Annotated in this window: 19 protein-coding genes; 9 read left to right on the top strand and 10 right to left on the bottom strand. The window is 71.4% G+C overall.

The annotated features are described in order from the left end of the window. Positions 1-94 precede the first annotated feature (94 nt). Together ACIQIB_RS00395 and ACIQIB_RS00390 are read left to right on the top strand one after the other, a co-directional pair. Positions 95-319 carry a hypothetical protein gene (locus tag ACIQIB_RS00395; RefSeq protein ID WP_400756088.1) on the top strand — a complete coding sequence of 75 codons (225 nt, stop codon included), beginning with the start codon at positions 95-97 and terminating at the stop codon, positions 317-319. 196 nt (positions 320-515) lie between these two features. Continuing rightward, the gene (locus tag ACIQIB_RS00390) at positions 516-1,739 is read left to right on the top strand and encodes a beta-ketoacyl-ACP synthase II (protein WP_363605723.1); all 1,224 of its coding nucleotides are present in this window, start codon (positions 516-518) and stop codon (positions 1,737-1,739) included. 20 nt (positions 1,740-1,759) lie between these two features. Here ACIQIB_RS00390 and ACIQIB_RS00385 read toward each other — a convergent pair whose 3' ends face one another. After that, positions 1,760-2,368: an NAD(P)H-dependent oxidoreductase gene (locus ACIQIB_RS00385; RefSeq protein WP_400756087.1), complete on the bottom strand. Its 609-nt coding sequence runs from the start codon at positions 2,366-2,368 to the stop codon at positions 1,760-1,762. Between the two features lie 80 nt (positions 2,369-2,448). Here ACIQIB_RS00385 and ACIQIB_RS00380 point away from each other — a divergent pair, with 80 nt between their 5' ends. The 4 genes from ACIQIB_RS00380 (at position 2,449) to ACIQIB_RS00365 (ending at position 4,918) form a co-directional block, all read left to right on the top strand. Further along, positions 2,449-3,096: a class I SAM-dependent DNA methyltransferase gene (locus tag ACIQIB_RS00380; protein WP_400756086.1), complete on the top strand. Its 648-nt coding sequence runs from the start codon at positions 2,449-2,451 to the stop codon at positions 3,094-3,096. Positions 3,097-3,148: 52 nt separating this feature from the next. Continuing rightward, positions 3,149-3,601 carry a hypothetical protein gene (locus ACIQIB_RS00375; RefSeq protein WP_400756085.1) on the top strand — a complete coding sequence of 151 codons (453 nt, stop codon included), beginning with the start codon at positions 3,149-3,151 and terminating at the stop codon, positions 3,599-3,601. 7 nt (positions 3,602-3,608) lie between these two features. Continuing rightward, on the top strand, positions 3,609-4,103 hold the full coding sequence (locus tag ACIQIB_RS00370) for a peptidylprolyl isomerase (RefSeq protein WP_400756083.1): 495 nt from the start codon (positions 3,609-3,611) through the stop codon (positions 4,101-4,103). Between the two features lie 161 nt (positions 4,104-4,264). Further along, complete coding sequence (locus ACIQIB_RS00365) at positions 4,265-4,918, top strand: class I SAM-dependent methyltransferase (protein ID WP_363605733.1); 654 nt, start codon at positions 4,265-4,267, stop codon at positions 4,916-4,918. A 24-nt stretch (positions 4,919-4,942) separates the two neighbouring features. Here ACIQIB_RS00365 and ACIQIB_RS00360 read toward each other — a convergent pair whose 3' ends face one another. Continuing rightward, on the bottom strand, positions 4,943-5,983 hold the full coding sequence (locus tag ACIQIB_RS00360) for an SGNH/GDSL hydrolase family protein (protein WP_400756082.1): 1,041 nt from the start codon (positions 5,981-5,983) through the stop codon (positions 4,943-4,945). Between the two features lie 307 nt (positions 5,984-6,290). On the opposite strand from ACIQIB_RS00360, the gene ACIQIB_RS00355 reads away from it, so the two are divergent. After that, positions 6,291-7,007, top strand: coding sequence for a TNT domain-containing protein (locus ACIQIB_RS00355; RefSeq protein ID WP_363605737.1), 717 nt, complete (start codon positions 6,291-6,293; stop codon positions 7,005-7,007). Between the two features lie 36 nt (positions 7,008-7,043). On the opposite strand, the gene ACIQIB_RS00350 is transcribed toward ACIQIB_RS00355, so the two are convergent. The 3 genes from ACIQIB_RS00350 to ACIQIB_RS00340 all read right to left on the bottom strand — a co-directional run bounded on the left by ACIQIB_RS00350 (position 7,044) and on the right by ACIQIB_RS00340 (position 9,400). Next, on the bottom strand, positions 7,044-7,421 hold the full coding sequence (locus tag ACIQIB_RS00350) for a hypothetical protein (protein WP_363605739.1): 378 nt from the start codon (positions 7,419-7,421) through the stop codon (positions 7,044-7,046). Positions 7,422-7,433: 12 nt separating this feature from the next. Further along, positions 7,434-7,778 (bottom strand): hypothetical protein, encoded by a 345-nt coding sequence (locus ACIQIB_RS00345; protein WP_363605741.1) that lies wholly within the window; start codon positions 7,776-7,778, stop codon positions 7,434-7,436. A 590-nt stretch (positions 7,779-8,368) separates the two neighbouring features. Beyond that, positions 8,369-9,400 (bottom strand): LacI family DNA-binding transcriptional regulator, encoded by a 1,032-nt coding sequence (locus ACIQIB_RS00340; protein WP_400756081.1) that lies wholly within the window; start codon positions 9,398-9,400, stop codon positions 8,369-8,371. A gap of 189 nt (positions 9,401-9,589) precedes the next feature. Here ACIQIB_RS00340 and ACIQIB_RS00335 point away from each other — a divergent pair, with 189 nt between their 5' ends. Beyond that, the gene (locus tag ACIQIB_RS00335; protein ID WP_400653234.1) at positions 9,590-11,047 is read left to right on the top strand and encodes a sulfatase-like hydrolase/transferase; all 1,458 of its coding nucleotides are present in this window, start codon (positions 9,590-9,592) and stop codon (positions 11,045-11,047) included. A 3-nt stretch (positions 11,048-11,050) separates the two neighbouring features. On the opposite strand, the gene ACIQIB_RS00330 is transcribed toward ACIQIB_RS00335, so the two are convergent. The 3 genes from ACIQIB_RS00330 to ACIQIB_RS00320 all read right to left on the bottom strand — a co-directional run bounded on the left by ACIQIB_RS00330 (position 11,051) and on the right by ACIQIB_RS00320 (position 13,079). Beyond that, positions 11,051-11,773 carry a DUF4232 domain-containing protein gene (locus ACIQIB_RS00330; RefSeq protein WP_400756079.1) on the bottom strand — a complete coding sequence of 241 codons (723 nt, stop codon included), beginning with the start codon at positions 11,771-11,773 and terminating at the stop codon, positions 11,051-11,053. A gap of 148 nt (positions 11,774-11,921) precedes the next feature. Next, positions 11,922-12,443: an AidA/PixA family protein gene (locus ACIQIB_RS00325; RefSeq protein ID WP_363605749.1), complete on the bottom strand. Its 522-nt coding sequence runs from the start codon at positions 12,441-12,443 to the stop codon at positions 11,922-11,924. Positions 12,444-12,569: 126 nt separating this feature from the next. After that, entirely contained in the window at positions 12,570-13,079 is a 510-nt protein-coding gene (locus ACIQIB_RS00320; protein ID WP_363605751.1) for an inclusion body family protein, read from the bottom strand. On the opposite strand from ACIQIB_RS00320, the gene ACIQIB_RS00315 reads away from it, so the two are divergent. After that, the gene (locus tag ACIQIB_RS00315; RefSeq protein WP_400756078.1) at positions 13,030-13,662 is read left to right on the top strand and encodes a transposase; all 633 of its coding nucleotides are present in this window, start codon (positions 13,030-13,032) and stop codon (positions 13,660-13,662) included. The two genes, ACIQIB_RS00320 and ACIQIB_RS00315, sit on opposite strands and share 50 nt — an antisense overlap. Before the next feature lie 260 nt (positions 13,663-13,922). On the opposite strand, the gene ACIQIB_RS00310 is transcribed toward ACIQIB_RS00315, so the two are convergent. Beyond that, the gene (locus tag ACIQIB_RS00310; protein ID WP_400756077.1) at positions 13,923-15,305 is read right to left on the bottom strand and encodes a Dyp-type peroxidase; all 1,383 of its coding nucleotides are present in this window, start codon (positions 15,303-15,305) and stop codon (positions 13,923-13,925) included. 83 nt (positions 15,306-15,388) lie between these two features. Beyond that, positions 15,389-15,961 carry a hypothetical protein gene (locus ACIQIB_RS00305; RefSeq protein WP_400756075.1) on the bottom strand — a complete coding sequence of 191 codons (573 nt, stop codon included), beginning with the start codon at positions 15,959-15,961 and terminating at the stop codon, positions 15,389-15,391. Between the last annotated feature and the right edge of the window lie 72 nt (positions 15,962-16,033).

Genomic DNA, 16,033 nt, shown 5'->3' with positions numbered 1-16,033 from the left:
TCGGCCGCCGACGGCGCGGTTTTCGGGCGGGGCGGGGCGGGCGGCGGCGCGATCCCGGCATTACCCCCGCGCGTGGGCTGTGACGGACGGCACAGTGCGCGCATGGATCCGAAGCCCGAGCGCACGGACGAATCCGCCGAGCCCGCCGAGCCCGCCGGGCCCCGGCGGGAGGGGCTCGGCATCTTCGGGCCGCCGGGGGAGGACGGCGCTCGACGAGCGCGCGGCCGCCCAGCTCTGGGAGGCGATGCGCAACGACCGGATGGCGCGGTACTTCCAGGAGCACCGCACCGGCGACACCCTGGGAACGGACGTCAACTGACCCGGCCGGCCGGGGCACTCACTTCGGGAATTAGAAGAAACCTACAAGGCTGCCCTAGTCGAATCGGTTGGCTTACACCCCCGAGTGGTCACCAACTCCCTGGCAGAGTGGCTGGTGAGTCGATCGCTCCCCGCACCGATCCGGGCGGGGGGTTGTATCTCTACCACAATCTCCACAACCACAGGAGGTTCGTTCGATGACTGCTGACACCAATCGCGTGGTGGTCACCGGGCTCGGGGCGACGACGCCGCTCGGCGGGGACGTCGCCTCGACCTGGGCCGCGATGCTGGCCGGGGAGTCGGGCATCCGCGCGATCGAGGAGGAGTGGGCGGCCGGGCTGCCGGTGCGGATCGCCGGGCGGCTGAAGGTGGAGCCGTCCGAGGTGCTGGACCGGGTGCGGGCCCGGCGGATGGACCGCTGCGAACAGGTGGCGCTGGTCGCCGCCCGGCAGGCGTGGGCCGACGCGGGCGCGCCCGAGGTGGACCCGGAACGGCTGGCCGTGGTGATCGGCACCGGGACGGGCGGGGCGACCACCATGCTCGCGCAGGACGACGTACTGGAGGCGTCCGGGGTGCGGAAGGTGTCGCCGCACACCGTGCCGATGCTGATGGCGAACGGTCCGGCGGCCTGGGTCAGCATCGAACTGGGCGCCCGGGCCGGCGCGCACACCCCGGTGAGCGCCTGCGCGTCCGGCGCGGAGGCGATCGCGATGGGCCTGGACCTGATCCGCCTCGGACGGGCGGACGTGGTGGTCGCGGGGGGCGCCGAGGCATGTGTCTGTCCGCTGCCGCTCGCCGGGTTCGCCCAGGCCAAGGCGCACTCCACGCGCAACGACGAGCCCGCGCGGGCGTCCCGGCCGTTCGACGTGGACCGGGACGGCTTCGTGATCGGCGAGGGCGCGGCGGTCGTCGTGCTGGAGCGGGCCGGGTTCGCCGCCGCCCGCCGGGCCCGGGCCCATGCCGCCCTCGCGGGTGCGGCGGTCACCTCGGACGCGTACCACATCACGGCGGCCGCGGCCGAGGGCCAGGTCCGCGCGATGCGGCGGGCGGTGGCCGAGGCCGGTCTCGCCCCGCAGGACATCGCCCTCGTCCACGCCCATGCCACCTCCACCCAGCTGGGCGACCTGGTCGAGGCGGAGTCGGTGACCGAGGCGATCGGCCTCCACCCGGCCGTCACCGCCACCAAGTCGATGACCGGCCACCTCTTCGGCGCGGCCGGCGCGATCGGCGCGCTGGCCGCCGTACTGGCCCTGCGCGACGGCGTCGTCCCGGCCACGCTCAACCTCGAAACCCTCGACCCGGCCGTCAAGTTGGACGTGGTCGCGGGCGCACCGCGGAAGGGTGCCCTGACCGCGGCCCTGACCAACTCCTTCGGTTTCGGCGGGCACAACGCCTCGCTGGTCTTCACACCGGCGCCCTGAGACCGGGGGCCGGGACCGCCTCAGCCGATCAGGGCGGCCGCCTCCTGCCGGGCCTGGCGGAGCCAGGCCGCGCGGGCGGTCCCGGTCGAGTCCGTCACCGTGCGGAAGACGACGCGGCGGATGTCGTCGACGCCGACGTAGGGGAGCACGCAGGCGGCCCAGATGCGGTGCAGCGGGTCGCCGAACTCGCCCCGCTCACGCGCCTCCGGGGTGTCGGAGGTGTTCAGCACCAGCGCCCGCCCGGCCTTGAGCAGACCGGCCGGTTCGCCGTCCGCCGTGCCCAGCTTGTACGCGACGCCGGGGGCGAGCACCCGCTGCACCCAGCCGGTGAGGACGGCGGGCGGCATGCCCCACCAGTTGGGGTGGACGAGCACCAGCGCGTCGAGCGTGGCCACCTCGGCCCGGTGCAGGGCGAGTTGGGGGTCACGGGGGTCGGCGGCGTCGGCGACCGTCCCGGTCTCCTCGGCGGTCAGCACGGGCTCGAACCCCTCCGCGCACAGGTCGTGCGCCAGTACCTCGCACCCGCGCCCGCGCAGCTCGTCCACCACGGCCTCGTACAGTGCGTGGTTGAAGCTGCCCGGCCGCGGGTGGGCCAGGTAGACCCCGACCCGGCCGATCGTTGCGCTCATGTCCCGTTCCCCCTGGGCGAGATGGATGATCGATGCGAGGTGATGTTAAGGCTTGTCCGGCGGGGGTAGGGTGCCGGATCGTGACCGAGCCGGAGTTCCTGACCACCGCCCGGGCGTTCTACGACGCCATCGCCGCCGACTACGCGGACCGCTACCGCGACGAGCTGGCCGTCAAGCCGCTGGACCGCGCGATGCTGGCGTCCTTCGCCGAGCTGGTGCAGGCGTCCGGCGGCGGTCCGGTGGCCGAACTGGGCTGCGGACCTGGCCGGGTGACGGCGCACCTGGACGGGCTCGGCCTGGAGATCTCCGGCATCGACCTCTCGCCGGGGATGGTCGCGCTGGCCCGCCGCACCCACCCGGGGCTGCGGTTCGAGGTGGGGTCGCTGCTCGGCCTGGACCTCGCGGACGGCGCCCTGGCCGGGGCCGTCGCCTGGTTCTCGATCATCCACACCCCGCAGGACCGCCTGCCGGAGGTGTTCGCCGAGTTCCACCGGGTGCTCGCCCCCGGCGGCCATCTGCTGCTCGCCTTCCAGGTCGGCGACGAGCCCCTCCGGGTCGAGCGGCCCTTCGGCCACCCGGTCGCGCTGGACTTCCGCCGCCAGCAGCCCGACCACATCACCGCGTTGGCCCGGACGGCCGGCCTGGGGATCGCCGCCCGCCTGGTCCGCGAGCCGGTCGCGGGGGTGGAGAAGACCCCGCAGGCGTACCTGCTGGCCCGGAAGCCCTGACCCGGAAGCCCCGACCCGGAACCCGCCCGCAGGGGTGTGCGTCCACCAGGGCATGGGGAAGCGTGCGGAGCGGTCGGCCGGGGCCGGCTGCCTGGTGGCGGCGGCCGGGGCGGTGACCGGGTTCGGGGTGTGGTTGTACGGCGCCCGGCCGGGGTTGCGGGGCGGCTTCGAGGGCGAGCGGGACCTGAGCCTGCTGTCCGTGGAGCTCCCGGCGATGGTGTTCGGCGTACCGGCCGTCGCGCTCGCGGTGTGGGCTCTGGCGTCGGCCGCGCTCCGGGGGCGGGCCGTCGCCCCGGTGCTGCTGGCGGCGGTGGCGCTGGCCGCGCTGGCGTACGGTTGCCTGGCGTGGCTGGCGGCCGACTCCCGGCCGCCCGGTCCTGCCGCGGTCGCGCCGGCCGTGCGCGCGGCCCGTCTGCCCCCGGTGTTCGCCGGTGGCGTACACGCCACGACGCCGTGGGGGTGTTCCCCGGGGCTGTCGCGCGTCGGGGATCCGGCCGTGCCATGATCCCTGCATGGCTTCCAACGTTTTCTTCGACATCACCATCAACGACGAGCCCGCGGGCCGCATCGTCTTCAAGCTGTACGACGACGTCGTGCCCACCACCGCCAAGAACTTCCGCGAGCTGGCCACCGGCGCGCACGGCTTCGGCTACGCGGGTTCCTCGTTCCACCGCGTCATCCCGGGCTTCATGCTCCAGGGCGGCGACTTCACCCGCGGTGACGGCACCGGCGGCAAGAGCATCTACGGCGAGAAGTTCGCGGACGAGAACTTCAAGCTGAAGCACACCAAGCCGGGCCTGCTGTCCATGGCCAACGCCGGCCGCAACACCAACGGCTCGCAGTTCTTCATCACCACCATCGTGACCGACTGGCTGGACGGCAAGCACGTCGTCTTCGGCGAGGTCGTCGAGGGCCTGGACCTGGTCACGAAGATCGAGTCGCTGGGCTCGCAGAGCGGCAGGACCAAGGCGAAGATCACCATCGCCGAGTCCGGCATCGTCGCCTGAGTACCGCCTCGCGCGCTGCTTTCCGCACCGCCCCGGAGTAGGAAGTCGGCTGGGCCGACCTTCCCCTCCGGGGCGGCGGTGTTTCCACGGCGGTCGGCCCGCTTCCGGGGCCGCCGGACCGGCCGGGCCCGACCCGCGTGCGGACACTATGCTCCTCCAGCGTGACGGACTTACAGCAACTGGCTGCCACCCGCTCGTCCTACGACGGCATCGCCGATGACTATGCCGCGCGCGTGACGACGCTGTTCGCGGAGGACCGGGTGGGCCGCCCGATGCTGGCGGGGTTCGCCGAGCTGGTGGAGGCCTACGGCGGGCAGCCGGTGGCCGACCTCGGGTGCGGTCCCGGCCATGTCACCGCGCACCTGGCCGCGCTCGGTGCGGCCGTGTTCGGGGTGGACCTCTCGCCGAGGATGGTGGAGATAGCCCGCCGGACGTATCCGGACCTGCGGTTCGAGGTGGGCTCGATGACGGCCCTGGACCTCCCCGACGGCGGACTCGGCGGGATCGTGGCCTGGTGGTCGATCGTCCACACGCCGCCGGAGGTCCTGCCGGTGGTGTTCGCGGAGTTCCGCCGGGTCCTGGCGGTGGGCGGCCACCTGCTGGTGGGGTTCCACGTCGGTGACGAGCACCTGCGCCCGGAGCGCTCGTTCGGCCGGGCGGTGTCCTACGACGTCTACCTGTCGCAGCCCGATCGCCTTGCCGAACTGCTGGGCGAGGCCGGGATCGCCGTCACCGCGCGGCTGGTGTGCGAGGGGCGGAAGTGGCCGCAGGCGGTGCTGCTGGGGCAGAAGTCCGCTGCGGCGCGCCACGGTTGAGCGGCGACTGAGCGGCGTCGAAGGTCAGCCGTCGAGGAGCGCCTGGCGGACGGCGGGCTCGACGAGTTCGGCGATCGCGCGCTGGCCCTGCTCGTTGGGGTGGAAGAAGGTCTGCCGCCGGCCCGGGGCGAGGCCGGCGCAGGACGCGGCCGGCCAGTCGTTCCCGGGGGCCGCGGTGCCGCAGAACCCCTCCAGCCACTTCACCTCGGCGGCCCGGCAGGCGTCGTGGCCCCGGCTCGCGGTGTCGGTGTCGACGAAGCGGTCGCCGAAGTAGCCGGAGACGGCCCGGATGGTGCTGTTGAGGCGCTGCTCCAGCTCCCGCAGCCAGGGGATGTCCGCCCGCGCGAGGGTGGACGTCCCGGTGGGGTCCCCGTAGCCGCACTCACCGGGGTCGGCGGGCAGCAGGGACGGGTAGCCGATCGTGATCACCTTGGCGTTCGGGGCCTTGCGGTGGACGTCGCCGAGCATGGTGACGTAGTCGTCCTCGATCCGGTCGAGGCGGTCCGCGACGCTCTTCACGCCCGCGGGCGGGTTCTCGTAGTAGTCCCGGCAGGGCTGCCCCCGGCCGTCGGCGGCGCCGAGCGCGAGACATCGGGTGATCAGCTCGCCGAACGGCAGGCTGTTCCCGCCGACCCCGACGGTGACGACGTCGGTCCGGTCGTCGATCCCGGCCCGCTCGATCTGCGGTGGCACCTGCGGCCAGCCGCCGGCCGGCTCCGCCGGGTCGTCCACGCCGGCGCCCCGGCCGATCGGGGTCTGCGGTTCCCTGGTGAGGTGCGGGATCGCCGCGTTGCCGCAGCTGACGTCGCGGAGCTCCACGAACAGCCCTTCAGGGGGGTACGCGTGGAGCCGCCGGTTGACCACGTCCGGGTAGGAGCCCGGGGTCCGCTCGCATCCGTCGGGGTGGTCGTCGCGCCGCCCGGTGAAGAGGCCGGCGGTGTAGGAGTCGCCCAGCGCCACCCAGGTGTAGTGGTCCCCGCCACGCACCGCCGCGGTGGCGGGTACGGCCGTGGGCGCGGCCAGCGCCAGCGCCGCGGCGGCCGGCCAGAACCTCTTGCCTCGCATGCTGTCCCTTCCTGCCGAGGCGGCGCACGGGAGTGCGGTCACGCCGTCGTGCCCGGCGGTCGCGTGGCGACGCGGAACCGTCACCACGGGTGCACGGTACGTGACGGCAGGTGCCTCCGCCGCGCGCCGGAAGGGGGCCCCGGCGAGGCCTCGCCGTTCTGCTCAGGACCAAAGGGGTGAAGGGGTTCACCCTTTCAGCGTTTCGTCTGCGAATCACCGCGTCGGCGGCGTGTAGCTTCCGTGCCGACGCGGCTGCCGCACAACCGTCCTGTCGCGTCGTCAACTCCCCGTCGAGAGGACGCAGTAGATGCGACGCAACGCCCTGGCCGCCTGTTCCCTGGCGGCCGCCCTGCTGGTCACCGGGGCGGCCGCCACCGAGAGCGCGGCCGCGACGGCCATGGTCGACCCGGCACCCCAGGACTGCCCGAGGGAGGCCGACCGGCCGACGCCGGACGATCTCAAGAAGTACTACTGCGGTTTCAAGGAGTTGGGCCCCGCGACCCTGCCCGCCGGGCAGCCGGTCGCGGCGCTGCTCAAGGACTACCGGCGTTTCGGGGGGTTGACGCCCGACGACTTCCTGAAGTGGTACCGGGAGGGCCTGAACTGGAAGTACCCGGCCAACAACGGCTTCAGGGACGACGGAGACAAGTTCGACGAGACCGTGGTCTCGCTCCCCACGGGCAAGCTGCTCGATCGCTTCGGTGAGAACTCCGGCGGGTTCCTGGCCGACGCGGGGACCTCCTTCGCGCAGCGGTCGCTGACACCGCAGAGCCTCGACTACGAGGTCGACCAGAAGCCGACGAGCGGGTACCACTGCTTCTCGGTGCTGAATCCGTTCAGCGTCCAGGAGGGGCACATCGCGGCGGCGTACGCCCAGCCGGGCAACGGCGTCCAGCAGTGGCTGGACCCGGCCTTGACGCCGAAGGAGCTGAAGGACGCGGGCGAGAAGTTCAGCCCCGAGAACCTCATCAAGCATCACTACCTGCAGGAGGAGAAGCCCGAGACGTGCGCGGCCACCGGCTGAGGCCGGATCGCGGGCGGCCGGCCGGGGCGGGCGGGCTCAGCAGCTCTCCTCGACGTAGAGGAGCGTCCGGCCGTCCCCGGAGGCGAACTCGTACGGGCGGTAGCTCGGCGTACAGGTGGCACCGAGCAGGTTCTTGATCGCGTGCCAGGTCGTGGCCCGGCCGGTGGAAGGCACATGGCGGAAGTGCCCTCCACCGCCCTCTCCGATGATCATCTCGTCGGCCTGAAGTGCCAGACGCTTGGCGAGATTCCGCTGGAGCGGGCCGCGGACCTTCCGCCACCGCTGACCGGTGTCGTCGACGAACTCCTCACGACCGGCGGGGGACGGGATGCCCCTGCCGTACGAGTCCCGGGCCGGCGGCAGGGCGGCCATCATCTCTGCCAGTGTCGTGGTCTGTGAACGCTTCTCGGACATGGCCCAAGCCTCTCAGGAGACGGAAGCCGGGTCCGGGCCGGACGGGCGGGCAGGGTGGACGCGGGTGGCGTGCCAGGTGCTGTTGCGGCCGGCGGCCTCGCGGTAGGCGATGCGCTGGACGGCGGTGAGGAGGCGGTAGAGGGAGAGGACGGCATCGGACTCGTCGGCCTCGTAGCCGAGTTCGTGGATGAAGGCTTCGAGCTGGGGCCAGTCGAAGTCGTCGGGGGCCGGGGGGAGCAGGGCGGGGAGGAGATGGCGGTCGGTGTGCGCGGTGAAGGCGGTGGCCACGGCGTAGCGGGTGGCGGCTAGCGCGTTGGTGAGCAGCAGGTCGAGGGGCGGGGCTGGGGTGTCTGACACGACGGGCTGCGCCTTTCCGAGGAGGGGCGGGGTCTCCCGTGGGGCCCTCACCGGTTCGGTGCGGCCCCCGCGGGTGGTGTGCAGGGTAGGTGGTGGAACCGGGCTGGTGGGCGAATCCGCTGGTCGTGGGTGTGCCGGTGTGTTGATGCGTTCACCCCGAGGGGTCGGATCGGCAGGTTCGGGTCCGAACCGTTCTGGTGGCCGATCCATACCCGTTGGCGTGCGGCGGACACGGCGATTCCGGGTTTCTTGTGCGGCGCACCGGTGGGCGGTGACGCCCGTGCGCCCCCGTGATCGGCAACGCGGCGGGAGCCGCCCCGGTCGCGTGCCACCCATCGGCTTCCGGGCACAATGGGTGGCACGGGGCTGCCGTCGAAGCACGGTGCCACAAGGGGGAGTTGACATGCAGAGTACGAACGCCGGCCTCGTTCTGGCCGTGCCGGTCGTCGGGCCTGGGGGTGCAGAACTTCCTCGTGCGCGGGCGGGCCGCCGCGCTGTGACCCCGGCCCGACGCGGCCCGGCCCGACGCGGCCCGGCCCGACGCGGCCCGGCCCGACGTGGCCCGGCCGCGCGGTCGGCCGGTCGGGCGGTCAGCCGGACGCGCGGACCAGGAGGCGGGGGCGGGGGCCGGTGACCGACGGGCCGCCCGGGCCCTGCAGCAGGTGCTCGATCGCGGTGGCGACGGCGGCGGCGGTGTCGGTGGGGTCGTAGTACGTCGTGGTCAGTGCGGGCCGGAGCGCCGCGCCGAGCGGCAGGTTGCCCGAGCCGACCACGGCGATGTCGCCGGGGACGTCGAGCCCGGCGTCCCTGAGTTCCTGGATCAGCACCAGGGCGAACTCGTCGTTGTACGCGTAGACGGCGTCCGGGCGCAGGGCCGGATCGCGCCAGGCGGCCGCCGCGGCGGCGAGGGCTCCGTCGTCCAGCTCGCAGTCGACCCGCTGGACCGGCACGCCCGCGGCTCCGGCGGCCGCGGTGACGGCCTCGAAGCGGGCGCGGCCGACGGCGGCGATGTCGCCCCCGGGCACGAGGCAGGCGAGGCGGCGGCGGCCGCTGTCGATCAGGTGACGGGTGGCCAGCTCGGCGACGGCGGCGCCGGCCACCACCAGCGTCGGCGCGTACGGCAGTGCGCGCGGGCCGGTCAGCAGGACGGCGTCCACTCCGGCGCGGCGCAGGAACGCGGCGGCCTCGGGCGGGCAGCGGTCCGCGTCCGCGACGACGGCGGCCGGGCGCAGCTGGGCCCAGGCCCTGGCGCCGTCCACGCCTTCGGCCCTCCGGTCGCCGTGGATCAGGAGGTTCAGGCCGCGCCGGGAGAGTTCCTGGCTGAGCGCCTCGAAGTACCGGTGCCGGGTCGGCCCCATGGGCAGCCGGGGCATCGGGGCCAGCACCAGATCGCTGCGGCCGGAGCGGAGCGTGCGCGCGGTGCTGTGGGGGGTGTAGCCGAGTTCCCGTACGGCCGCCAGGACGCGCAGGCGGGCCTGCTCCCCGATCGGGCGCTCGGAGCGGCCGTTGAGGACGTACGAGACCGTGGCCCGGGAGACGCCGGCGAGCCGGGCCACGTCCGCGCTGGTGGGCCGCCGTCCGACCCGGGGGGTTTCGTGGTCGGCGGTGTCGTACGCGGTCATGCGCGCACCCTAACCGATGCTGCGGCACGTGTCACCCGAACAGTTGGTGAACGGGCGTGGATGCCGGAAAACACCAGGTGAAAGCTGGCTGAGGGGCTTTGCCGGTGTCGTTGACACGTGTCACCTTGGCGGTGCACTCCGGCGGTGACACGTGTCAACGCCGACCACCCCAGCACCAAGGAACGGCCCATGGACCAGCGCCCGAACTTCGTGATCTTCATGCCGGACCAGCTGCGCGCCGACGCCCTCGGCACCTTCGGCAACCCCCTCGTCCGCACCCCGCACCTGGACGCGCTCGCCGCCCGCGGCACCCGCTTCGACAACGCCTACGTCCAGCACCCGGTCTGCTCCCCGAGCCGGGCCTCCCTGCTCACCGGCTGGTACCCGCACACGGCCGGCCACCGCACCCTCACCCACCTGCTCAAGCCGCACGAGCCCAACCTGCTGCGCATCCTCAAGGACGCCGGCTACCACCTCGCCTTCGCCGGTGCGCGCGGCGACACCTTCGCACCCGGGGTGGCCGAGGAGAGCGTCCACGAGTACGGCTTCGCCGCCCCGCCGACCTCCGACTACCGCCGCCCCTACCCCGACGGCATCTGGTCCCGGCTGTTCTACAAGGGCCGGCTGCCCGACGACGACGGCACCGACTTCGACGAGGCGGCGGTGTGCACCGCCGAGGAGTGGCTGCGGGAGCCGCCCGCCCGGCCCTGGGTGCTCTTCCTCCCGCTGGTCGCGCCGCACTGCCCGTTCCAGGCGCAGGATCCCTGGTTCTCCCAGTACGGCCGCGACGCCGTCCCCGACCCGGTGCCGCCGGGCGACCCGGCCGGCGAGCCCCGTTACATGCGGGCGATCCGTGAGAGCTACGGGCTCGACCGGGTGGAACCGGAGCAGTGGCGGGAGGTGACCGCCACGTACTACGGCATGGTCTCGCGCCTCGACCACCACCTCGGCCGGGTGATGTCCGCCGTCGAGCGGGCCGGCGCCGCCGACCGCACCGTCACGCTCTTCTTCGCCGACCATGGCGAGTACTTGGGCGACTACGGCCTGATCGAGAAGTTCCCGTCCGCGATGCACGACTGCATCACCCGGGACCCGCTGGTCATCAGCGGCCCCGGCCTCGGCCTCGGCGAGGGCCAGGTCTGCGACGGGATGGTGGAGCTGGTGGACATCCTGCCCACCGTCCTCGAACTGGCCGGAGTGCAGGCCCCGCACCGTCACTTCGGGCGCAGCCTGGTACCGCTGCTGCACGATTCGGCGGCGCCGCACCGCCAGTACGCCTTCACCGAGGGCGGTTTCACCGTCGAGGAGGAACCGCAGCTGGAGCAGGCGCCGTTCCCCTACGACCGGAAGGCCGCACTGCAGCACGAGGACCCGGCGCTGGTCGGCAAGGCGATCGCGGTACGGGACCAGGAGTGGACCTACGTCTGGCGCCTGTACGAGCAGCCCGAGCTCTACCACCGCGCCACCGATCCGCACGAGCGCACCAACCTCGCCGGCCGCCCGCAGCACGCCGGTACCGAGGCCCGCCTGCGCGAGGCCGTCCTGCGCTGGTCGGTCGAAACGGCCGACGTGATCCCCTACGAGCCCGACCCGCGCCGGGCCGACGTCGCGCTCCCCGCCCCGGGGGCGACCCGGGCGCAGCCGTAGAGGTCAGCTGGTCGCGACGGCCGTGGCGGCGTCGTTCTGCCAGTACCCGAGGCGGACGTTCTCGAAGTCGACGGTGAGCTTCCCGCCGGGGGCGGCGACCTTGGCGGGGGCGCCGGAGGTGCCGGCGTCGGGGTCGGCGCCCTGGAGGTGGACGCCGAAGGAGGTGACGGCCTCCCCCTTGTTGGCGGAGGCGGCGCTGGAGGTCTGGATGCTCGCGTAGCCGGTGGCGCCGGGCTGGAGGCGGACGAGGGACTGCGGCTTGCTCTCCTCGTTCACCGGGGAGACGGCCTGCTGGTCCTCGCTGAAGCGGATCACGGGGTAGCCGTACAGGTCGCAGCTGGTGCTTGAGGTGTTGGTGACTTCGAGCATGAAGTGGTTGATCGGCCGGGCCATGGTCTTCGCGGTGAGCTTGACCATGGCGGTGGTGCACGCCGGCGCGGTCCCGTTGCCGGCCTTGCCGGAGGCCGCCGTGGTGGGGGCGGCGGACGGCTTCTTCGTCCCGCTCGGCGTGGCGGGCTTGCCGGCGCCGGCACTCGGGGCGGGGGTGCCGGTGTCCGGCGCCGCCCCGGCGGGGGCGCTGCCGGCGCCGGCCGCCGCGGCCGTTGTCACGCCGGTGTCCGAGGGGGAGTTGTCGGGCCCGCAGGCGGCCAGGGTCAGGACGCAGGCGGCGGTGAGCGTGAGGGCTGCGGAGCGGGCGCCGCGGAGGCGGAAGGACATGCTGGTCATCCCCTGAAGTCTGGCCGGACGGTGGCGATTGAAAGGCTGTCAGCCATTTGTCACGGCTCTGTTCCGGAGCTCCGTCCGATGTGCCACAAGGGGGTGTGCCCGTCCGCAGGGCGTCCCTGCCCGGCGTGCGACCGTGGTCACCTCCCGATCAGGCCGGGGCAGGGGTCCCCATGAACGTGATGTTCACCGGCCAGGAGAAGTAGCCGACCACTTCTTCCCGGCCTTTGACGACCTGGAAGTGGAACTCGAAGTCACCGCTGCCGATCCCGGCGACCCGCATTCCCCAGGCATGGCCTTTCACGATATCTGTGTCGAATTCTCCGTTCTCCCCGTCGCCGCTTTGCGGGTGCGGCTGGCGAACCAGGTACACCAGAGGGTCGAACCCGTCGACAAGTTCGCTGTCGCCGATGCATCGGTACATCAGGGCGCTGTATTCTTCGTCGAACGGAAGTGCGGTCTCACGCCACCTGGCAAAACTGCCGGGCGGTACGCCGATGTAGAGCTCTCCTTCGGAGAGGCGGGTGAATTCGACCCCAGGGCTCACCGTGTGGACGTACCCGGGGGCCACTCTCGTCGGATATTCGGCATCGCGGGAATGTTCCTCATTCGTATCGAGGATCGCACGAGTGTCGAACATGGCGAGAATGTCGATAATTTTTTTTGGCTCCACGGATCCTCCTGCTTTCGCTGGCATTCCACGCTCACGTTCTTGGGCGCCGGTTTTCTGTGGGCGGACCGACGGCTCCGGTAGGCCGCCCGGCCCGGCCGGACGAGCCGGCCGGGCCGGGCGGAGGGCTCACTTCTCGATGTGGAGGTAGGGGTCCCAGGTGAAGTAACCCACCGGCTTCCCCTTCTTGTCGATGAGCTGGAAGTAGAAGTGGTAGTTGCCCTCGCCGCTGGCTTTCACGTTGGCGTACCAGTAGTGACCCGTCACCGTCTGGGGGTCGAAGTGGGCCGAGTCCTGCGGGGTCGGGGTCGGGAAGGGAAGGTTGGCCTCGGTCGACGTGGGTTCGGGCTTGCTGAGGAGCTTGCTGTCACCTTCGTACTGGTAGAGCAGGACGCTGTACTCGGAGTCGAACGAGTAGGTCGTCTCGCGCCACCGGATCAGGTCGCCCACCTCTGCGCTGATGTCCAGCTTGGCGCCGGTCTGGCCGGAATAGACGTTCTTCGTCTTGACCATCATGTAGACGTACTTGTCGGCCTCGTCGATCGGCGTCGGGTCGGACGACTTCTGAGACGGGTTCGGGTAGTCCTTGATGATGTCGTCGGCATTGAACGCGATCAGCACATTGATGATTTCGGACATTGCTGCCATCCTCTTGTGTCCGTGGGGGTCAGAACTTTGCGGCAGACCGAAGGGCATGACTCAGTCCGCTCGAAGATCACACTATTCATGGCCTCGGAAGCTGCTCGGCGAGTGCCGTTTCTTATGGCTCTTCGAGTCGTTTGAGCAGGGCGTGGTGAGTCTCGTTGCACGCCTGGTCCCCGATGAGCTGTGGGAATCGTTCGTGAAGGTAGTACCTCCGGTGGAGGTGGCCCGGCCGCAGGGCGGCGGCCGACGCAGGGCCGGGGACCGTGAAGTGCTGGCCGGGATCGTCTTCGTGGTCACGGCGAACTGCACGTGGCGGGAGCTGCCCCCGGTCTTCGGCCCGCACTGGCAGACGGTCTACCGGCGCTTCAACCAGTGGAGCCGGGCGGGAGTCTGGGGGCGGTTGCACCTCGTCACGCAGCAGGGGCCGGGGGAGTCCGAGGAACTGGACTGGGTTCGCTTCGTTGTCGGCGCGCTGCACCGTTGTCGGATCCCCGGAGCGTCCGACGAAACCGAACCCGGTCAAGCGGGGCGGGACCGAGACGGCGGTTCAGGGACAACGGCACCGCGGCGGCCCTGACCGCCGGGCTGTCCCGCCCACTTCGGCCCTCGGGCGGTCCACACACCAAAAGAAACAGAGACGGACCCCGAGTTCCTAGACCCTTGGAGTTACCGTCTTCCGTTCCGCGACCGGCCTGCTCGACCTGTTGACACGGTGGCCACGACAAGATCGCCACGACAGGTCGGTGATCACGGGCCCCGTACGGGGCCGACGTGACGGGCTTCGCTGCCCGAGTGGGCCGGCTGTCCGGGGACGGAAGAGCTGATCGGTCAGGGCGCTCAGTTCTCGAGCTCGGCGAGCCAGCGCAGGGCGCGCAGACCCGGCAGGAAGCAGTACTCGCCGCCCCGGGTGACGACGAAGCTCGGCAGGTTCCGCAGGCGGCGCCGGATGGGCCGCTCCGGGATGGTGACGCTGCCCGTCCCGTCGTGATGGCCGGCCACCGGGTCCTTTTCGCCGGGGTACCCGATGAAGTTGCCGTCGTTGACCCACTCGGACTTGATGAACTCGAATTGCCGGTCCAGGTGGGCGCAGACGAATACCCCGATGAGGCCCCGGTCGGCGCCGTCGTCTTCGAGCACGCCCTCCGGCAGCGGCGGGCCGTAGCTGGTGCCGCGGCGGATGATGCGGTGCAGCCGGGCCTCCCCGACAATGGTGGAGTCGCGCGGGTTCACGCGCCGGATATGCGCGCTGGCAGGGCACTTGAAGCCGCGGTCGTCGTCTTTCCGGTAGAGGAAATCATTGTTGCGGCGCGGATCCGCGCCCAGGGCCGCGTCATCGTGCTCCGGGGAGAGGGTCAGCGGCGCCCCGCTCGGCCAGCGCCCGATCATCTTCGCCCCCAGGAGCGTCTCCTCCTCGGGGCTGGAGGTGTTCGCGCGCAAGTACTGGCGCCAGGCGGCCACTTTGGTGTGGAGCTTGCGGAGGGCCAGGTAGGTTCCGTTGCGCCCCAGGACCTCCGGCCGCGGCATGGGCGGCAGATTGCCGGTCTCATCGGGATAGCCGAGGATGAACTCGCCGGCCTTGACGGGGGTTTCCCGGGGATTGGAGCCGGGGATGCCGCTTCCCTCGATGCTCGGATAGCTGATTCCGTCGCGAAAGCCGAAGTTGGTGCGCCCGGTGGGGAGCTGGTGGACCTCGTGCTGCCAGATCACCTCGACACCGGGCAGCTCCTTCTGGGCGGCGAGGGCTCGCTTCAGCGCGTTCTCCAGACGTGCCCCATCGGGTGAGAGCGCACTCAGCACGATATGAACATCGGGGCTTCCGAACGGTGGCTCCCAATGGGCCGGATCGCTTTCGCCGGTGTCGCCGATCACGTCCGCGCGCGCCGCCATGCCCTGCTGGAACGCGAGGGGAAAGCTGTCGAGGGAGTCCTGGGGCACCCCGAGGGCTCGTAGTCCCTGGTAGGTGAAGGCCACGGCGACCCAGGCGTCTTGATTCGGGTCGGCACCGGGGAGTCCACCACCGATCGCCGGGAGCAGCCACCGCAGCAGGGCACGCCCGGCATGGCGGTCGTCGACGCGGAGGAAGAAGAACCTGCCCACGTACGGCGCCGGCCGGGGATGGAGCGCTCCACTCTGGATGTCGTCGATATCGAGACTCACACCGGGCACGCTGTTGCTTGTCGCCGAGTCCATGATTGCGGTGTCTCCCTGGTAGGTCTTCATGGGTAATAGCCTGGCTGGGAGACACCAGCACGGCATTTGTTTCGGGGCGCCGGGCCGCGGAGGGCGTGAGCTTTTCGCAGGCCTCAGCCCGCGGCTTCGTCGAGCAGCTTCTGGAAGGCCGGCGTGGCCAGCAGTGCCGCGTTGGCCGGATTGTCGAGCGCCGCCCGGAACTCGGGGGTGTCGAGCACTTCCTGGAACGCCTCGCTCACGCGTTGATTCTTCCAGATCTGTTTGACGGTGAGTTCGGGGTAGGAACTGATGAAGGCGAGCGCAGGCGCCTGGTGGGCGACAAACCACTCCTTCGCCTTGGGGTCGGCAACGCCGGGGAATCCTTCCGAGTGCGAAAAGACCTTGTCGAAGTTATTCCCGACGACCGTCGTGGCGAAGTCGTCGATGTAGGTGTCCCAGGACCCGTCGAAGACGCTGGCGAACATGAACCGTGTGTCGTTGTCGAATATCACGTGCCGCGCGTCGTGCAATGTGCCGATCTGTTGCAGCGCCGCTCGATTCGCCTCGGACGCGTTCCTGATACTGGCGAGCGTCTCGCGCAGCGCATCCGCGTGGCCCGGCTTGATCTTGGTACAGACGGTGAATTCGCTGCACACCCCATCTTTCAGGCCTGGCCGCTCCGGCTGGCTTGTCTCTGTCGCAGCCATCGGTGTCCCTCCTTATTCGCGCCTGTTCCCGGAGTCCGAATCCTCGTGCCTCGCCAACGTATGACCGTCCCA

This window comes from Kitasatospora sp. NPDC092286, from assembly GCF_044755565.1.
Lineage (GTDB): Bacteria > Actinomycetota > Actinomycetes > Streptomycetales > Streptomycetaceae > Kitasatospora.
This window is presented reverse-complemented; position numbering and strand designations above follow the sequence as displayed.